Origin of the sequence: Exiguobacterium sp. RIT452 (assembly GCF_003598705.1) — a bacterium.
GTDB classification, from domain to species: Bacteria; Bacillota; Bacilli; order Exiguobacteriales; family Exiguobacteriaceae; genus Exiguobacterium_A; species Exiguobacterium_A undae.
Map to the genome: position 1 here is coordinate 20,783 of NZ_QXJB01000007.1, position 14,731 is coordinate 35,513.

Below are 14,731 nucleotides of genomic sequence, written 5' to 3' on the forward strand. Positions count from 1 at the left end.
AATTCCTATCCTACAAACATGCCGCTTGTTTTCGTTTCCTCCTATATAATGAAGAAAAGACTCTCGAACAGGAGGACACGTTCATGATGATTCGACCCGTCCAGGAAGCTGACTTACCGCATATCCTCGCCATCTATAACGAAGGAATCGAAGACCGGATCGCGACGCTTGAAACGGATACCAAGGACCTGTCCTTCATGAAAGACTGGTATCAGGAACGGACGACACGTTACGCCGGTTTCGTCGCGTATGAAGGGACGACGATTCTTGGCTTCATCTCGCTTGATCCCTACAATCCGCGTCCGGTCTATCAATCCGTCGGTGAACTGTCTGTCTACATCACAAGAACCCACCGCGGTCAAGGCATCGGACGACAGCTCTTACGGATCATCGAGGAACACGCGATTACGCACGGATTCCATAAATTAATCCTGTTTACCTTCCCGTTTAATAAGCTGGGTCAAAAACTCTACATCCGGTCCGGATTCCGGATCGTCGGGACGTTTAAGGAGCAAGGCATGCTCAACGGATACTATGTCGATGTTCTGGCGATGGAAAAGCTGCTTCCGAAGACGATTGACGATCAGATATGATTAGTCCGGCTTCCGAATGGGAAATGAACGAACAGTGAAGCATTCCCAGACAGGAAAGGAAGACTGCCCATGGACATTCAACAAATCCGTAACGCCACACTCGTCGTCACCTATGCCAACCAAGTATTTTTAATCGATCCGTTTCTCGGCGAAAAAGGAACCTTACCGCCGTTTGGTCAAACGCCAAACGCCGTCCCGAATCCGCTCGTCGACTTACCGGTCGACGTCTCAACGTTACTTGATCCCGATGCGATTTTCGTGACGCATCTGCATGCCGACCACTTTGATGAAGCGGCGAAGGAGCTTTTGCCAAAACAGATTCCGCTTTACGCTCAAAACGAGGCGGACGCAGCGACGATCCGCGAAGCCGGATTCACGAACGTCTCGTCGTTTGAGAATGGATTGACGCTTGGCGACATCCGCGTCTCTCACACATCAGGGCAACACGGGGTCGGTGAAATCGGTCAACGGATGGGAACGGTCTCCGGCATCGTCTTGACGCACCCCGACGAGCCGACACTCTATATCACCGGCGATACGATTTGGTGTGATGAGGTCGAAACCGCCATCGAACAGTATGCGCCTGACATCATCGTCGTCAACAGTGGTGCCGCTCAATTCCTGACCGGTGAACCGATTACGATGTCCCAGCGCGATTTACTCGCTGTTCATCAAGCCGCCGCTGAGGCGACGATCATCGTCTCACACCTCGAATCCGTCAATCATTGTTTGCTGCGCCGTGACATGATTGCTGATTTCCTGGCTGCCCATCATCTGTCCGCTCATTTCCTCATTCCGGATGACGGCGAAACGATTTCCTTCTAAAATAAAAACGAAGTCCACCATTCCGGTCTGATCCCGGAAAGTGGACTTCGTTTTTTTAGTCGTGGCTTGGAATGACGAGTCCCAGTAATCGTGCGAACGTAATCGCCTGACTTTCCGTGACGATCGCCCCCGGCAGAAACCGCGGGTCGATTGTCAGACCGGACAGGTCGGCGTGCCGCAGATCAAGTCCCTGCAACGCAGTCTCCACCCATTGACTCTCCGTCAAATCGACCTCATCGAACCGTAAATCGATCGGTTTCATCTCGAAAAAATGACTCTCCCGCATCGTCGTCTGTTCAATCGCGACATGACGTAATGCCGTGCGGATGATTTGCGCATAATTTGCCTGACATCCTTTGATTGTCACATGGTCAATCGTGTTCGTTTCAAATTGGACGCCGGTCAAACGACAATCCTCAAAGACGACACGATGGAAACGGCTGTCCTGAAATTGACACCCCGTCAAATCACACTGTTCAAATCGAACGTTTTCAAACGTCGCCCGTTCAAAGACGAGACCCGCGAACGAAACATTCCGAAAGCAGACTTGGTTGGCATCCAACCGGTCCGTCAACTCAGTCGGCAACGTCTCTTTTTCATAAATCGTTTGGTACAGGTACGGGTCATCGATTTCGACGTCCGCGAATCTTTCCGACGTCAAACGAGTCGGTAACTCCGGTAACTGAATCAGCTGTTGCTTTTTCATTCATGTCCCCTTCTTCCTTTTACACTGGTTCTGCCTTTACCAGTGTATCAAAGATTGGCGAACAAGTGGTCGTCTATTTGCCCTGTTTTCTTCTCTGCCACATTGACTCTTTTTTAGATTTTTGATTTGAGACCCATTGAGACCATGGTATAGTCAAATCAAAAATAAGAACAAACGTTCTTTTAATGAAAGAGGAGTGTTTGCTGTGTATCCTGAAATCCCATTTCCGGATCGACGCATTTTCTGCATCGACAGTGTCTCATTTTATGCCAGTTGTGAATGCCGGTATCGGAACTTACCTCCACTTACAACAAAACTGGCTGTCGTCTCTGACTTAAAACGTTCCGGATCCGTCGTCTTAGCAGCCAGTCCGGCTTTAAAAAAACTTGGAATCAAGACGGCCAGCCGCCTTTATCAGATCGAACAATTGCCGGTCCGGGAGCGGAAGCAGATCCTGCTCGTCGAGCCGCAAATGCTGGCCTATATGAAAACATCAATCGAAGTGCTTGATGTGTTGCATCAATTCGCTCCGCCCGATGCCATCCGCATCTATTCCATCGACGAGAACTTTATCGACATGAGCGGAACGGAACGTCTTTTCGGGACAGACGATGAAGCCGCCAAGGCCATTCAAAGCGCCATTTGGGAGCAAACCGGCATTCCGGTCCGCATCGGCATCGGTCCAAACAATGTCGTCGCGAAACTAGTCCTCGATTTACTCGGAAAACGCGAAGGCATCGCACGGTGCGGCTATGCAGATGTCTCGAGGTTGCTACACGACTTTCCGATTCGAAAGATGTGGGGCGTCGGTCAAAAGATGGAACAGCACTTGTTGGCACTCGGCATCGAAACGATCGGCGATTTGGCGGCCTCCCGCGTCGAAGACCTTCATGAACGGTTTGGTGTGCTCGGAGCCGAACTGTGGCATCACGCATGGGGCATTGACAGTTCACCGACGACGATCGATCCGACGGCATTGTTTCAGACTTCACCTGCTGTGCAGCGAACAATCGGACATGGTGTGACATTGATGCGTGACTACTACCAGTATGAGCAAATCCGTTTGGTTCTGGCTGAACTGGCGGGTGACGTCGCGGCCCGGGTGCGCTTCTCCAATCAAGTCGGTTGGACGGTTCATCTGGGTGTCCGCTATTCTCGGCATGTTTTACGATCCGGTTTTTCCAAACAACTCCGGCTCCCCTATCCGACCGCTGATGAACGGCTTCTGTTGCGTCATCTGCTCCAACTGTTCGAACCGAACTGGATGGAAGGCGAGCCGATTCGTTTTTTGTCGGTTGCACTTGGTCAGCTCACAGCAGATCAGGGGACACTGCAACTGTCGCTGTTTGAAGACAACCGAAAAGTCTGGCGCAGAAAACGATTGTTAAAAGCGATGGATCGTGTCAATCTGCGGTATGGCAAAGGAACGATCCGTCTCGCCGTGTCATTCCTTGATACGAGTGTCGCCAAACGCCGGCTCCGGTTCGTCGGCGGTCACCCGGGAGGTGACCTGCATGACACGTTACCGTGACCGCGGAAATCTCAAATGGATTCCGTTTCTGATGCCGGAACACGTTCAACTGCTCAAAGCGTATTATCTCGAAAAACACCGGATTGATTTTCCGGTCATCGATGAACAATTGCAGTATCCATGGCAGTTCCTGCTTGAAGAAGCCTTAATAGAAGGAAACGAGTTGGAAATCACGTATTATAGTGAAAGAGGTTACGTCACGACATCCGGTTTCATCGAACATATTCATCGTGAACACACGTATGTCGTTCTGCGTGGAGCTTCACGGATTCAAATTCCGTTTGCGGGAATTGTTCGGATTGAAAACGGGTAGAAGAGACAGGAGGCATCGTACCTCACGCACTTATTTTACGAATCGTGATTGAAAGAAGGAATGATGTAAATGATGGATTGGTTCATCGGACTCCCCGTCGTCCTGCAGGCGTTACTTGCCGGTATGATGACTTGGGGATTGACTGCACTTGGTGCAGCACTTGTATTTGTTTTTACGACCATTGAAAAACGCGTCATGAACATGATGCTTGGTTTTGCCGCCGGCGTCATGATTGCCGCTTCCTTTTGGTCCCTGCTCGCCCCAGCGATTGAGTTTACGGAAAAAGATGGCGGGATTGCCTGGTTGCCGGCGGCGCTCGGCTTTCTGGCGGGTGGCTTCTTCGTCCGGCTGCTTGACTTCGTCACCCCCCATCTCCATCTGTCTGCTCCGCTTGAAACAGCCGAAGGTCCGTCGACCGGTTTAAAAAAGACGACCTTATTGTTTCTCGCGATTACTTTACACAACATCCCGGAAGGTTTAGCGATTGGTGTTGCCTTTGGTGCAGCCGCGCTCAACATGGACGGGGCGACAGTCGCCGGCGCATTGACACTCGCGCTTGGAATCGGGATTCAAAACATGCCGGAAGGGGCGGCCTTGTCGATTCCGCTTCGTGGTGAAGGCATGTCACGCCGGCGTGCCTTCAATTATGGACAGTTGTCCGCAATCGTCGAACCGATTGCCGCCATGATCGGTGCAGCTGCCGTCTTCTTCATTCAACCGCTGTTACCGTATGCGTTGGCTTTCGCTGCCGGTGCGATGATCTTTGTCGTTGTCGAAGAATTGATTCCTGAATCACAGGCGGAAAACGGCTCAGACTTGGCCACACTCGGGTTAATGGTCGGATTCACCGTGATGATGATTCTTGACGTCGCATTAGGCTGATCTCTTTTGCTGATTGTTTTCTACGCATTAAAATAAGACGCTGACTCAAAAGTCAGCGTCTACAAAGACAAGGGTGGCAGATTACAATTCTGCCACCCTTGTCTTATTTAAAAAACATCACTTCCGTAAAATCCGCATCGCATTCAAGACCGCAAGAACAGTCACACCGACGTCTGCAAATACCGCTTCCCACATCGTCGCAATCCCGAAGGCCCCGAGGAGTAAGAAAACTCCTTTGACACCGAGCGCAAAGATGATGTTCTGATAGACGATTTTCCGGGTGGCACGCGCGACGTGGATTGCTTCCACCAGTTGCTTCGGTTCATCCGTCATTAAGACGACGTCTGCCGCTTCAATCGCGACGTCACTGCCGAGTCCGCCCATCGCGATGCCGACATCGGCCCGCGTCAGAACCGGTGCGTCGTTGATGCCGTCCCCGACGAACGCAACTTTCCCTTTTGCTTGTCGCAAGATTGCTTCCAACTGGTCGACTTTTTGATCCGGCAACAGTTCCGCTTCGATCTGATCGATGCCAACCTGTCGACCGATTCGTTGTGCCGTCTCCTGCCGGTCGCCGGTCAACATGACCGTTCGACGGACACCCAGTTTTTTTAGATCCTGTAAGGCGTCGACCGTGCTGGATTTAATCCGGTCCGCAATCCGGATAAACCCGAGGTACGTTCCATTTTTGGCAACATGGACATACGTCCCGTCTTCCGTCTGATCAAGCGGCGTAAAGCCCAGTTCCTTGAACCAACGGGCGTTCCCCGCCTCCAGCTGATCCGTTCCAAACCGTCCGGTGACACCGGAACCGGCTACTTCCCGGTAATCTTGTCCCGTCACCGTGACGACACCACGCGTCGCGTACAGGCATTGGATCGATTTCGCAATCGGATGATTCGAGTGTTGTTCGACCGTCGCAGCTGCCTGCAACAGTTCTTCATCCGATCCACTTGCCGGACGCAGTTCGACGACTTCAAACACCCCTTCTGTCAAAGTCCCGGTTTTATCGAACACGACCGTATCCAACTGTTGCAACGCTTCAAGGTGATTGCCTCCTTTAACGAGAATCCCCCGTTTTGAAGCAGCACCAATCCCGCTGAAGAATCCTAACGGAATCGAAATGACAAGCGCACACGGACAGCTGATGACCAGGAAGACAAGTGACCGGTAAATCCAGTCCCCCCATGTCGCCCCACTGATCAGGAGTGGTGGCACGACCGCGAGCAAGGTTGCAATCACAACGACGACAGGTGTGTAGACACGCGCGAAGCGGGTGATGAATTTTTCTGTTGGTGCTTTATGACGCGACGCGTTTTCCACTAAATCAAGAATTTTAGCAACCGTTGACTCGCCATACCGGCGGTCGACTTGAATCAACAGATGTCCATCCGTATTGATCGTCCCGGCTAAAATCGGATCGGACGGTCGGACCCGTCGCGGGACCGACTCGCCGGTCAGGGCGGTTGTGTCGATGAAGGCTTCCCCTTCAAGGACGGTCCCGTCCAAAGGGATTTTTTCGCCTGCCCGGACCAGAATCTGCTGACCAATCGTCACCTGGTCCGGCCGGACTTGTCGTCCGTCTGCAAGCGTTGCTACATCCGGGCGGATGTCCATCAGTTCAGCAATCGATTTCCGGGATTGATCCACCGCACGATGTTGGAAAAACTCACCGATTTGATAAAACAGCATCACGGCGACGGCTTCCGGATATTCGCCAATCAAAAACGCACCGATTGTCGCAATGAACATCAGGAAGTTCTCGTCAAACACCTGTCCGTGTCGTATGTTCCGGACGGCCGTTCGCAAGACATCCCATCCGATCAATAAGTACGCAATCGCAAAAAATAGAAGGTCAATTGATCCCGGGACGAGATACGCCCCGGCGAAGGACAGCAGACCCATACCATATTGAATTTTTTTCGTCCGAGTCAAAAACGGTCCGTGGTCATGATGATGACCGTGATCGTCCTCGCCGTCTGATGCATCCGGTCGCGTGAGCACAACATTGGGTTCCAGTTCCTGGACTCGATTAACAACCGCGCGATAAGTATCGTCGAGTATTGCCTCTTTTTCGTACGTCAGATACAGTTTTTGCCCGGCAAAATCCAAATTGGCTTGCTCGATGCCGTTGACGTTCGAAACACCGCGTTCGACTTTGGCTGCACAGTTGGCACAATCAATTCCGGTCACGTGAAGTCGTTCTGTTTTGGTTTCCATCTTCTCACCTCATTCAAACGATTGTTTGATTATAAAATCAGTGTACTCCCTTTTCTTGTCTGCGACAAGTCATATTTGCCTCAGACCTGCGCCCGATATTTCGATTAGTTCTATCTCAGAAGAATAAAACATGATATGTTTTTAATTAGAAAAATATAGAAGGAGAATAACATGACTATCATTGAATTACTTAAAGCACTTTTACTCGGTTTCGTCGAAGGGATGACGGAATTCGCCCCTGTTTCCTCAACCGGACATATGATCATCGTTGACGATATGTGGCTCCAGACATCAGAATTTTTAGGTCAGTATTCTGCGAATACGTTTAAGATCGTCATTCAGCTGGGATCGATCCTCGCCGTCATCGTCGTCTTTTGGAAACGGTTGTTCAGCCTGATTGGTCTCTATAAGATCGAAGGCGAACATGACGCAACAGGTACACACAAACTGAAATTGCGTCACGTTCTGATCGGTTTACTCCCGGCAGCCGTTCTTGGTCTGTTGTTTGAAGACTTCATCGATGAGAACCTCTTCTCGATCGACACCGTCATCATCGGTCTTGCAGCCGGAGCGATCTTGATGATCGCAGCCGATAAATTCGGACCAAAAGAACCGAAAACCACGACGCTTGATCAAATTTCTTACCGTCAAGCAGCACTCGTCGGTCTGTTCCAATGTATCTCACTCTGGCCCGGTTTCTCCCGGTCCGGTTCAACGATTTCCGGAGGGGTGTTCCTCGGGATGAACCACCGGACGGCAGCAGACTTTACCTTCATCATGGCTGTTCCGATCATGTTCGGCGCAAGTTTCCTCTCACTCGTCAAGAACTGGGAGTACATCGAAATGGCACACCTCAGTTTCTATGCAGTCGGGTTCGTTGCTTCCTTCGGATTTGCGTTACTGTCGATCCGTTTCTTCTTGAAGCTGATCAACAAGATCAAACTTGTTCCGTTTGCGATCTACCGTCTCGTCTTGGCAGCAATTCTTGCCGTCATCGTCTATCTGTAATTTTCAAACTACCAGTGAATCGCTGGTAGTTTTTCATTTTCATGAAACTAATTAAGAGTGATTAGGGTATATATAGTTGAGATACAGAAAAAGGAGTGAACGTAGTTATGGCACGCAGAAATCGTGGAGGGTCCAAGTTACCTCTCATCATCGGGATTGCCGTCGTCGTCCTCATCGCATTTTTGGCGATTGGACAGTACAACAGTCTCGTCAACGTCGAAGAAGACGTTTCAAACAAATGGTCACAAGTCGACAATCAGATTAAACGCCGGGCGGATTTGATTCCGAACCTGGTTGAAACGGTTAAAGGTGTTGCCGGTCAGGAAGAAAAAGTCTACGGTGATATCGCCGAGGCACAAGCGGGTCTTGCCCGTGCCGCTTCGACAGAACAACGGATTGAAGCCGATCAGCAGGTCACCTCTTCGCTTCGCGGATTGATTGCCTTGCAAACGACGTATCCGGAACTCAAATCAAGCGAACGGTTCCAATCGTTGATGGATACACTGGAAGGAACAGAAAACCGTCTTGGTATCGCACGAAAAGATTACAATGATGCCGTGACTGTCTACAACAAAAAACGTCGCAGTTTCCCAACTTCGCTTTATGCTTCGGCGTTTGGTTTTGAGAAAAAACCATATTATGAAATCTCAGAAAGTGACCGTGAAAATCCAACGGTTGACTTCAATAGTGATTCGAAATGATTTGGCGAAGAACGCGACTGCTTTTCACCGCGTTCCTCGTCTTCTTCCTTCTGACTCCGACTGCCGAAGCCGTGTCAGAACGCACGGGCGCAGCATTCTTCATCCAAGATGATGCCCAGCTGCTGTCTGCGTCGGAAGAAGCGGAACTCGCTCGTCTCGGTCAGGAACTCGAACAGTACACGACGGCACAAGTCGTCCTGAAGACCGTCCCTGATTTAAAAGGACAGGATTTAAGCACGTATGCCAATGAGACATTCCGGACGCAGGGCATCGGTCAAGCCGGAAAAGATAACGGAGTGCTCGTCGTCGTTGCTCCAAACGAACAAGACCGAAATTTCCGAATCGAAGTCGGTTACAAGCTGGAAGGCATCTTGACGGATATTACCGCCGGACGGATTCTCGACAAGTACGCGGTTCCCTACCGCGATCAAGATGAGTATGGCAAAGCGGCTTCCGAAACGTACAAAGCCGTCGTCAGTGTCATCTCAAAAGAACAATCGCTCGAATCACAAGATCCGGTTAAACAAACTAACGACAGCGGGTTGAGCACGTGGGCAAAAGTCTTGATCGGTGCCGGTCTCGTCTTGTTGCTGTTTCTTGATATGAAGTTCACCGGCGGCATGTTCTTCTTTGCGATCATCAACCTGTTCTCTGCCATCATGCGCGGCGGTGGTGGTGGCGGTGGCAGTCGTGGTGGCGGCGGCAGTTCCGGCGGCGGTGGCGCAGAAAGGTAAGGATTTGGCATGACAGTTTACTTGAGTATCCTTCTATTTTACGGTGTGATGACCGTGATCGGATTTGTTTCAATGTGGCGGGATAAACGCCAAGCGAAACAACGGGCCTGGCGGACACCGGAAGCCACCTTGTTGACGATCGCTTTTCTTGGTGGGGCACTCGGGACATTGCTTGCGATGCAACTTGTCCGTCATAAAACACGGACCGCTAAGTTTCAATTGTTCGTCCCACTTGCGATTTTACTCCATGCGACCGTCTGGATTTTATGGCTTCGGTCGTGATGCTTTAGATTATGTACTAATCAACCGATAAAAGAGAGAGACGAATTCGTCTCTCTTTTTTTAGTTTGGTCAATAGAGGTTCAAATAGTTGATATCAGGTTTATGAATAGATTATCTTCGGGTAAAGAGTTTAACCAATTTAATAAATACATCTTTTTCATGTGTATTTGAAATAAGAGAGGTGGACATCCATTCATGTGGCATCCTTGCGCCGAGTGTACAACGACAATCCGTTTTATCGAGACTGGCTCTCTACATATCCAGTCCCCTGCATCCGAAGTGTTTTCCTACGCTTCCTTTGAAGAACTGGAACAATTACTGACAGCGACTTTACGGATCGCTGACTTCCCGGTCTCCTGCCGGGCAGTTGGATCACGTCTCGCCACACCGGTTCTCGCTGCTTCTGTTTTACTGGAGCAGTTACACAACCGGCAGACGATCGATTTCATTCAAAATGGAATCATGACCAGTCATCTGCAACCGATTTTTAACATTCAGGACAACACCCTGTTTGCCAATGAAGCGTTGCTTCGGGCAGCAGACGAAAACGTCTCGATGTCGCCTGGTCTGCTCTTCTCGACCGCTTCGAAGATGGGACTTCATTCAAGACTCGACCAGCGGGCACGTGAGGAAGCGATCCGTGCGACCCATTTAGTCGGCGGGACGGAGAAGACGTTCATCAACTTCCTGCCCTCAACGATCTACAATCCGGAGTATTGTCTGCGCCATACGTTCGAAATCGTCGAACGATACAATGTCGACCCTAGCCGATTGGTATTCGAAGTTGTTGAGACGGAAAAAATCGAAGACGTCAATCATTTGAAACACGTTTTTGAACAGTATAAAAAACAAGGTATCCAAGTCGCGCTTGACGATGTCGGTGCCGGATTCTCGACGCTCGATATGTTGTCGCTCCTGCAACCGGATTACATTAAAATTGACCGCGCCTTCATCTCCCACTGTGATACGGTCGCGGAAAATGAAGCCTTCTTGCGAAAAGCACGCCATTTAACAAAAGAGATGGGCATTCAAATTCTTGCAGAAGGCATCGAACGCCAAGAAGAACTCGACCTCTGCCGGGAACTTGGCTTTGACTTCGGACAAGGATACCTGCTTGGTCGTCCTGCCCCGTATCAACAACTTGCCAAAGCCCAATAAAAAAATCCTGCCTCCGGATGTTCGGGGACAGGATTTTTTTTAACATGTACTCAATGCGAACGAACGGCTTGTTGATCATTTTTCATTAAAGTTGCCAAAATCGTACGCGGAGACAGGTCGGTCTCGATCAATTGACAGAGGGGTTCTTGACCAATTCGTTCCGCCAAGTTTTCTCGCTCCGTCTCCGTCAAACCGAGCTCTGTACTTGTCGTCGGTTGCTGATTGTCTCTTAAATAGTGCTGCAACTCTTCGTAAGACTGTGTTTCACCAAGCAATGATTCCTGAACCAGCAAGCCATACCCGACTTTGCTTCCATGGAGGATTGTTTTGGTTGAAGGGAACGGTGACAATGCATTGTGGACACCGTGTCCAATCGCTCCGCGCGTCGCTTCGTCACCAAATCCACCGACACTTCCAGCAAGCGGAATGACCGTCTCCACCAAATGTTGGATGGATGACGGATAGACTTTAAATTGTTCCGGACTGATCGGCGTCCGTAAAATCAGCGCTTTACAGTGTTCGGCCATCCGCAACGCGGACTCGACAACCGGATCGTCTGCCGATGTGCCGCTGAGGGCGCGTGCCTCATACCACTTGGCTAACGTATCAACGAGTCCGGCAACGAAATAATCATAGGGACTATTGGCAAGAATCCGGTGATCGAGCAACAAAGCCTCGATGACGACCGGAATCGTATCAAACCGCACGTACTGCCCCTGCTGATCATACATGACACTGAGCGGTGTCCACGGGGCACAATTTGAAACAAGCGTCGGAATGACGATTAAGGGACGGTTTTGTTTGACGGCGACCTGCTTTGCCGTATCAATCAATGACCCTCCGCCAACGGCGACGATGATTTCGTACGTCGCACATTCTTCTGCCAACCGTTCAACTTGTTGGTCCGTACAGTGTCCGCTGAACTCGATTTTTGGTAGTTCCGGAAGATAGCCTCGGGCGGCTTCGAGCGCCTGTTTCCCGTGCAGCATGACGGCTTTTCGATCCGCTAACAGTGTTGTGAGCCGATCAACCGCCCGTTCTTCATGTATGTATTGCAAAACTGCTTGACGAATCATCGTTATCCCTCATTCCATTATTTGTTAACGCTCAGTATACGGAAGTCCCCCGCTGAGTTCAACCCTTCGTTTGATTCGATTTTCAGCAACAGAAGGCGTACACTAAATAAGCAGAACATTGCTGAACTAAGGGGGATTCAAAATGGAATTCATCACATTAAACAACGGACTTGTCATGCCGCAACTCGGGTACGGTGTTTTTAAAGTACCGGAACAAGAGGTTTATGAAGCGGTACGGGAAGCACTACAGGCCGGTTACCGGTCCATCGATACGGCGATGATTTATGAGAACGAAGCCGGTGTCGGACGCGCTTTGCGGGATTCGGGAATTCCCCGGGAAGACATCTTTTTGACGACGAAAGTCTGGAACAAGGATCAAGGTTATGATCAGACGCTTGCTGCGTTTCAAACGAGCCTCGACAAACTGGGTGTCGACTATGTCGATCTTTATTTAATCCACTGGCCGATGCCGGATGAGGATTTATACATGGACACATGGCGCGCGCTCGAGCACCTTTATGCAGAAGGAAAAACCAAAGCCATCGGTGTCTCGAACTTCCACATCCCGCACCTCAAACGGATTCTCGAAGAAGGAACGATTGTGCCCGCCGTCAACCAAATCGAACTGCATCCGTTCCTGAGCCAGGAAGCGATCCGTTCGTTTTGCCGGGAACACGGTATCTTCGTCGAAGCATGGAGTCCACTGATGAAGGGACGCGATGCCTTGACAGAACCGGTCATCGTGGACATCGCAGCGCGACACGACAAGACGCCGGCCCAAGTCATTTTGCGCTGGCACCTTCAACACGAGATCGTCGCCATTCCAAAATCCGTCACCCCAAGCCGGATCCGGGAAAACCTGAACGTATTTGACTTTGTGTTGTCGGCGGAAGAGATGAACCACATCGACCAATTGAACCGCAATGAACGGACCGGTTCCAATCCGGATGACATGCATAAAAAATAAGACAAAAAAATCAAGGTGGCAGATTTGAAATCTGCCACCTTGATCTGTATTAAAAACGAGTTTTCAACTCATCACTTTTTGATTAACGATCCAAATTATTTCCGTGGTCTTGTTTCGCCAAATCGTCTGTGCGGTCGGCGGAACGGTTTGGACGATGAATATCCTCTTTGTCATCTGTCTTCTCGTCTTCGTGACGGGCTTTTTGTTCTTCCCACTCCGGACGCTTGAAGTCATCATCACGACGCATCGCTACGTTCGGTTCGCGATCTCCGGCCGGTCTTGCGTTTTCAATTGCTTCTTCATCTTGCGGCATTTTATCTGTCCCCGCCCGGTGCAAATCAATTTCCGCATGTTCTTCTTTTGAATCCTTGTCGACATCAAGCGGATTCCCTGACCCCAATTGTGCGTTGGAGTTCGCATCGTCTGATGTATGCGTCTCTTCATAGCTGCCGTAACGTACTTTGACGTCCGGATGTGTATTGTCTGTATTCAGATGGGGATCAAACTGAATGTCCTGGACTTCGAGCAACAGGACGAATCCGCCGCCTTCGACTTCCGTTTTATGGACTTCGACTTGATCTGCCGGTAAATCGAGTGAACCAAACAAATTATCCACTTCTTGGTCACGCCCTTGATTGCCGCGGATCCGATCGATCCATGACGGTTTCGTCGTCGCAATCTCTGCGTCCATTTGACTGCGGACGAGTTGCAGATTCGATTTCTCTTTGACGATGATATAAAAATCTTCTTCGCGATGACCTTGCTGATGCAACTCATCCATTTTCGAGATTAATTCTTCTTCTTTATAAAACGTTCCGATATACTGTTTTGTCTTCATACCGATCCATCCCCTTATGCACGATTTTAATGACGTACTGTCTTATAAGGAGTATTTCCTTTTTCCGACTAAAATATGCCACCAAGTCGGCTCGGATGAGAAAAGTAATCTAAATGATATGTTTATTCCCCAATCAGCTTTAATCCGATGGTCGCACTGATGATCAAACCGATACAGACCAACCGTTTCCAGTCTTTCGCTTCCTTGTAAAAGATCATACTGAGAATCGTACCACCGGCTGCCCCGATTCCGGTCCAGACCGCGTATGCCGTTCCCATCGGCAGTTCATTCATCGCCAAGGTCAGGAATAAAAAACTGAACCCGAAACCGGCAAACATCAAAATCAGGTTTTTCGGGTTTTTCTGCTGATTAAACGTATTAATCAAGACGACACCTAACATTTCAAATAAACCCGCCAAAATCAAATAGAACCAACTCATTGTTTTTCACCCTCCCCACTGACTAACTTCAGACCGATGACACCAACAAGTAAAACGGCAATCAACATCAACTTGATGAGCGACGCGGATTGACCAAACAGCAGAATGTCGGTCAACACCGTACCGGCTGTTCCCAGTCCGACAAAGACGGCATAGACGGTCCCGACCGGCAGATGATTACTGACTTTAATCAAAACGCTGAAACTGACGATGATGCTGATGATCGTCGCCCCCCACTCGAGCGGTGTCGCTGCGTGTTTTAATCCGATGACCCAGCCGACTTCAAAAAAAGACGCCAGGACGATACTTAACCAATATTTTGTCATGTTATTTCCTCCTCATAGATGTTGGTTCAAACAAAAAAGCCCGGGAGCAAGCGTAAAAAACGCTTTACTCCCGGGCTTTTATCCCTCCGTTGCATGAGGTGTCCCTCATGTTCCTCCCTTGGTCCAGCCGA

At 49.9% G+C, this 14,731-nt stretch carries 17 protein-coding genes; 11 read left to right on the plus strand and 6 right to left on the minus strand.

What is annotated here, in order from left to right; all coding sequences use genetic code 11:
- Nucleotides 1-83 precede the first annotated feature (83 nt).
- Both D3D03_RS13605 and D3D03_RS13610 read left to right on the plus strand, forming a co-directional pair.
- Nucleotides 84-593: an arsinothricin resistance N-acetyltransferase ArsN1 family A gene (locus tag D3D03_RS13605; protein ID WP_026833991.1), complete on the plus strand. Its 510-nt coding sequence runs from the start codon at nucleotides 84-86 to the stop codon at nucleotides 591-593.
- Between the two features lie 69 nt (nucleotides 594-662).
- Nucleotides 663-1,418 carry an MBL fold metallo-hydrolase gene (locus tag D3D03_RS13610; RefSeq protein ID WP_026833992.1) on the plus strand — a complete coding sequence of 252 codons (756 nt, stop codon included), beginning with the start codon at nucleotides 663-665 and terminating at the stop codon, nucleotides 1,416-1,418.
- A gap of 55 nt (nucleotides 1,419-1,473) precedes the next feature.
- Here the strand turns inward: D3D03_RS13610 and D3D03_RS13615 are convergent, their stop codons facing one another.
- On the minus strand, nucleotides 1,474-2,124 hold the full coding sequence (locus tag D3D03_RS13615; protein ID WP_119923860.1) for a pentapeptide repeat-containing protein: 651 nt from the start codon (nucleotides 2,122-2,124) through the stop codon (nucleotides 1,474-1,476).
- Between the two features lie 205 nt (nucleotides 2,125-2,329).
- On the opposite strand from D3D03_RS13615, the gene D3D03_RS13620 reads away from it, so the two are divergent.
- From D3D03_RS13620 to D3D03_RS13630, 3 genes are all read left to right on the plus strand, one after another.
- Nucleotides 2,330-3,655 (plus strand): Y-family DNA polymerase, encoded by a 1,326-nt coding sequence (locus tag D3D03_RS13620; protein ID WP_119923861.1) that lies wholly within the window; start codon nucleotides 2,330-2,332, stop codon nucleotides 3,653-3,655.
- Complete coding sequence (locus tag D3D03_RS13625; RefSeq protein WP_119923862.1) at nucleotides 3,639-3,968, plus strand: YolD-like family protein; 330 nt, start codon at nucleotides 3,639-3,641, stop codon at nucleotides 3,966-3,968. Before D3D03_RS13620 ends, D3D03_RS13625 begins: the two co-directional genes overlap by 17 nt.
- A 69-nt stretch (nucleotides 3,969-4,037) precedes the next feature.
- Nucleotides 4,038-4,850, plus strand: a complete 813-nt coding sequence (locus D3D03_RS13630; protein ID WP_035387680.1) for a ZIP family metal transporter — start codon at nucleotides 4,038-4,040, stop codon at nucleotides 4,848-4,850.
- 117 nt (nucleotides 4,851-4,967) lie between these two features.
- On the opposite strand, the gene D3D03_RS13635 is transcribed toward D3D03_RS13630, so the two are convergent.
- On the minus strand, nucleotides 4,968-7,070 hold the full coding sequence (locus D3D03_RS13635; protein WP_119923863.1) for a heavy metal translocating P-type ATPase: 2,103 nt from the start codon (nucleotides 7,068-7,070) through the stop codon (nucleotides 4,968-4,970).
- A 171-nt stretch (nucleotides 7,071-7,241) separates the two neighbouring features.
- On the opposite strand from D3D03_RS13635, the gene D3D03_RS13640 reads away from it, so the two are divergent.
- From D3D03_RS13640 to D3D03_RS13660, 5 genes are all read left to right on the plus strand, one after another.
- Nucleotides 7,242-8,078 (plus strand): undecaprenyl-diphosphate phosphatase, encoded by an 837-nt coding sequence (locus D3D03_RS13640; RefSeq protein ID WP_026833998.1) that lies wholly within the window; start codon nucleotides 7,242-7,244, stop codon nucleotides 8,076-8,078.
- 107 nt (nucleotides 8,079-8,185) lie between these two features.
- The gene (locus tag D3D03_RS13645) at nucleotides 8,186-8,779 is read left to right on the plus strand and encodes a LemA family protein (RefSeq protein WP_026833999.1); all 594 of its coding nucleotides are present in this window, start codon (nucleotides 8,186-8,188) and stop codon (nucleotides 8,777-8,779) included.
- Nucleotides 8,776-9,513, plus strand: a complete 738-nt coding sequence (locus tag D3D03_RS13650) for a TPM domain-containing protein (RefSeq protein WP_119923864.1) — start codon at nucleotides 8,776-8,778, stop codon at nucleotides 9,511-9,513. Before D3D03_RS13645 ends, D3D03_RS13650 begins: the two co-directional genes overlap by 4 nt.
- A gap of 48 nt (nucleotides 9,514-9,561) precedes the next feature.
- Nucleotides 9,562-9,795: a DUF1294 domain-containing protein gene (locus tag D3D03_RS13655; RefSeq protein ID WP_255415538.1), complete on the plus strand. Its 234-nt coding sequence runs from the start codon at nucleotides 9,562-9,564 to the stop codon at nucleotides 9,793-9,795.
- A gap of 195 nt (nucleotides 9,796-9,990) precedes the next feature.
- Complete coding sequence (locus D3D03_RS13660; protein WP_199700022.1) at nucleotides 9,991-10,953, plus strand: EAL domain-containing protein; 963 nt, start codon at nucleotides 9,991-9,993, stop codon at nucleotides 10,951-10,953.
- A 50-nt stretch (nucleotides 10,954-11,003) separates the two neighbouring features.
- Here the strand turns inward: D3D03_RS13660 and D3D03_RS13665 are convergent, their stop codons facing one another.
- Complete coding sequence (locus tag D3D03_RS13665; protein WP_119923866.1) at nucleotides 11,004-12,029, minus strand: iron-containing alcohol dehydrogenase family protein; 1,026 nt, start codon at nucleotides 12,027-12,029, stop codon at nucleotides 11,004-11,006.
- A gap of 142 nt (nucleotides 12,030-12,171) precedes the next feature.
- Between D3D03_RS13665 and D3D03_RS13670 the strand changes: the two genes are divergently transcribed.
- Nucleotides 12,172-12,996, plus strand: a complete 825-nt coding sequence (locus D3D03_RS13670; RefSeq protein WP_119923867.1) for an aldo/keto reductase — start codon at nucleotides 12,172-12,174, stop codon at nucleotides 12,994-12,996.
- Nucleotides 12,997-13,078: 82 nt separating this feature from the next.
- Here D3D03_RS13670 and D3D03_RS13675 read toward each other — a convergent pair whose 3' ends face one another.
- The 3 genes from D3D03_RS13675 to D3D03_RS13685 form a co-directional block, all read right to left on the minus strand.
- Nucleotides 13,079-13,834: a general stress protein gene (locus tag D3D03_RS13675; RefSeq protein ID WP_119923868.1), complete on the minus strand. Its 756-nt coding sequence runs from the start codon at nucleotides 13,832-13,834 to the stop codon at nucleotides 13,079-13,081.
- Nucleotides 13,835-13,956: 122 nt separating this feature from the next.
- A complete protein-coding gene (locus D3D03_RS13680; protein ID WP_119923869.1) occupies nucleotides 13,957-14,274 on the minus strand; it encodes a DMT family transporter in 318 nt (105 codons plus the stop codon).
- A complete protein-coding gene (locus D3D03_RS13685; protein ID WP_119923870.1) occupies nucleotides 14,271-14,600 on the minus strand; it encodes a DMT family transporter in 330 nt (109 codons plus the stop codon). Before D3D03_RS13685 ends, D3D03_RS13680 begins: the two co-directional genes overlap by 4 nt.
- Nucleotides 14,601-14,731 lie beyond the last annotated feature (131 nt).

Coding starts and splice junctions, on each gene's coding strand:
- D3D03_RS13605 (WP_026833991.1), top strand. CDS start 84: ATGATGATTCGACCCGTCCAGGAAGCTGACTTACCGCATATCCTCGCC.
- D3D03_RS13610 (WP_026833992.1), top strand. CDS start 663: ATGGACATTCAACAAATCCGTAACGCCACACTCGTCGTCACCTATGCC.
- D3D03_RS13615 (WP_119923860.1), bottom strand. CDS start 2,124: ATGAAAAAGCAACAGCTGATTCAGTTACCGGAGTTACCGACTCGTTTG.
- D3D03_RS13625 (WP_119923862.1), top strand. CDS start 3,639: ATGACACGTTACCGTGACCGCGGAAATCTCAAATGGATTCCGTTTCTG.
- D3D03_RS13630 (WP_035387680.1), top strand. CDS start 4,038: ATGATGGATTGGTTCATCGGACTCCCCGTCGTCCTGCAGGCGTTACTT.
- D3D03_RS13635 (WP_119923863.1), bottom strand. CDS start 7,070: ATGGAAACCAAAACAGAACGACTTCACGTGACCGGAATTGATTGTGCC.
- D3D03_RS13640 (WP_026833998.1), top strand. CDS start 7,242: ATGACTATCATTGAATTACTTAAAGCACTTTTACTCGGTTTCGTCGAA.
- D3D03_RS13645 (WP_026833999.1), top strand. CDS start 8,186: ATGGCACGCAGAAATCGTGGAGGGTCCAAGTTACCTCTCATCATCGGG.
- D3D03_RS13650 (WP_119923864.1), top strand. CDS start 8,776: ATGATTTGGCGAAGAACGCGACTGCTTTTCACCGCGTTCCTCGTCTTC.
- D3D03_RS13655 (WP_255415538.1), top strand. CDS start 9,562: ATGACCGTGATCGGATTTGTTTCAATGTGGCGGGATAAACGCCAAGCG.
- D3D03_RS13660 (WP_199700022.1), top strand. CDS start 9,991: ATGTGGCATCCTTGCGCCGAGTGTACAACGACAATCCGTTTTATCGAG.
- D3D03_RS13665 (WP_119923866.1), bottom strand. CDS start 12,029: ATGATTCGTCAAGCAGTTTTGCAATACATACATGAAGAACGGGCGGTT.
- D3D03_RS13670 (WP_119923867.1), top strand. CDS start 12,172: ATGGAATTCATCACATTAAACAACGGACTTGTCATGCCGCAACTCGGG.
- D3D03_RS13675 (WP_119923868.1), bottom strand. CDS start 13,834: ATGAAGACAAAACAGTATATCGGAACGTTTTATAAAGAAGAAGAATTA.
- D3D03_RS13680 (WP_119923869.1), bottom strand. CDS start 14,274: ATGAGTTGGTTCTATTTGATTTTGGCGGGTTTATTTGAAATGTTAGGT.
- D3D03_RS13685 (WP_119923870.1), bottom strand. CDS start 14,600: ATGACAAAATATTGGTTAAGTATCGTCCTGGCGTCTTTTTTTGAAGTC.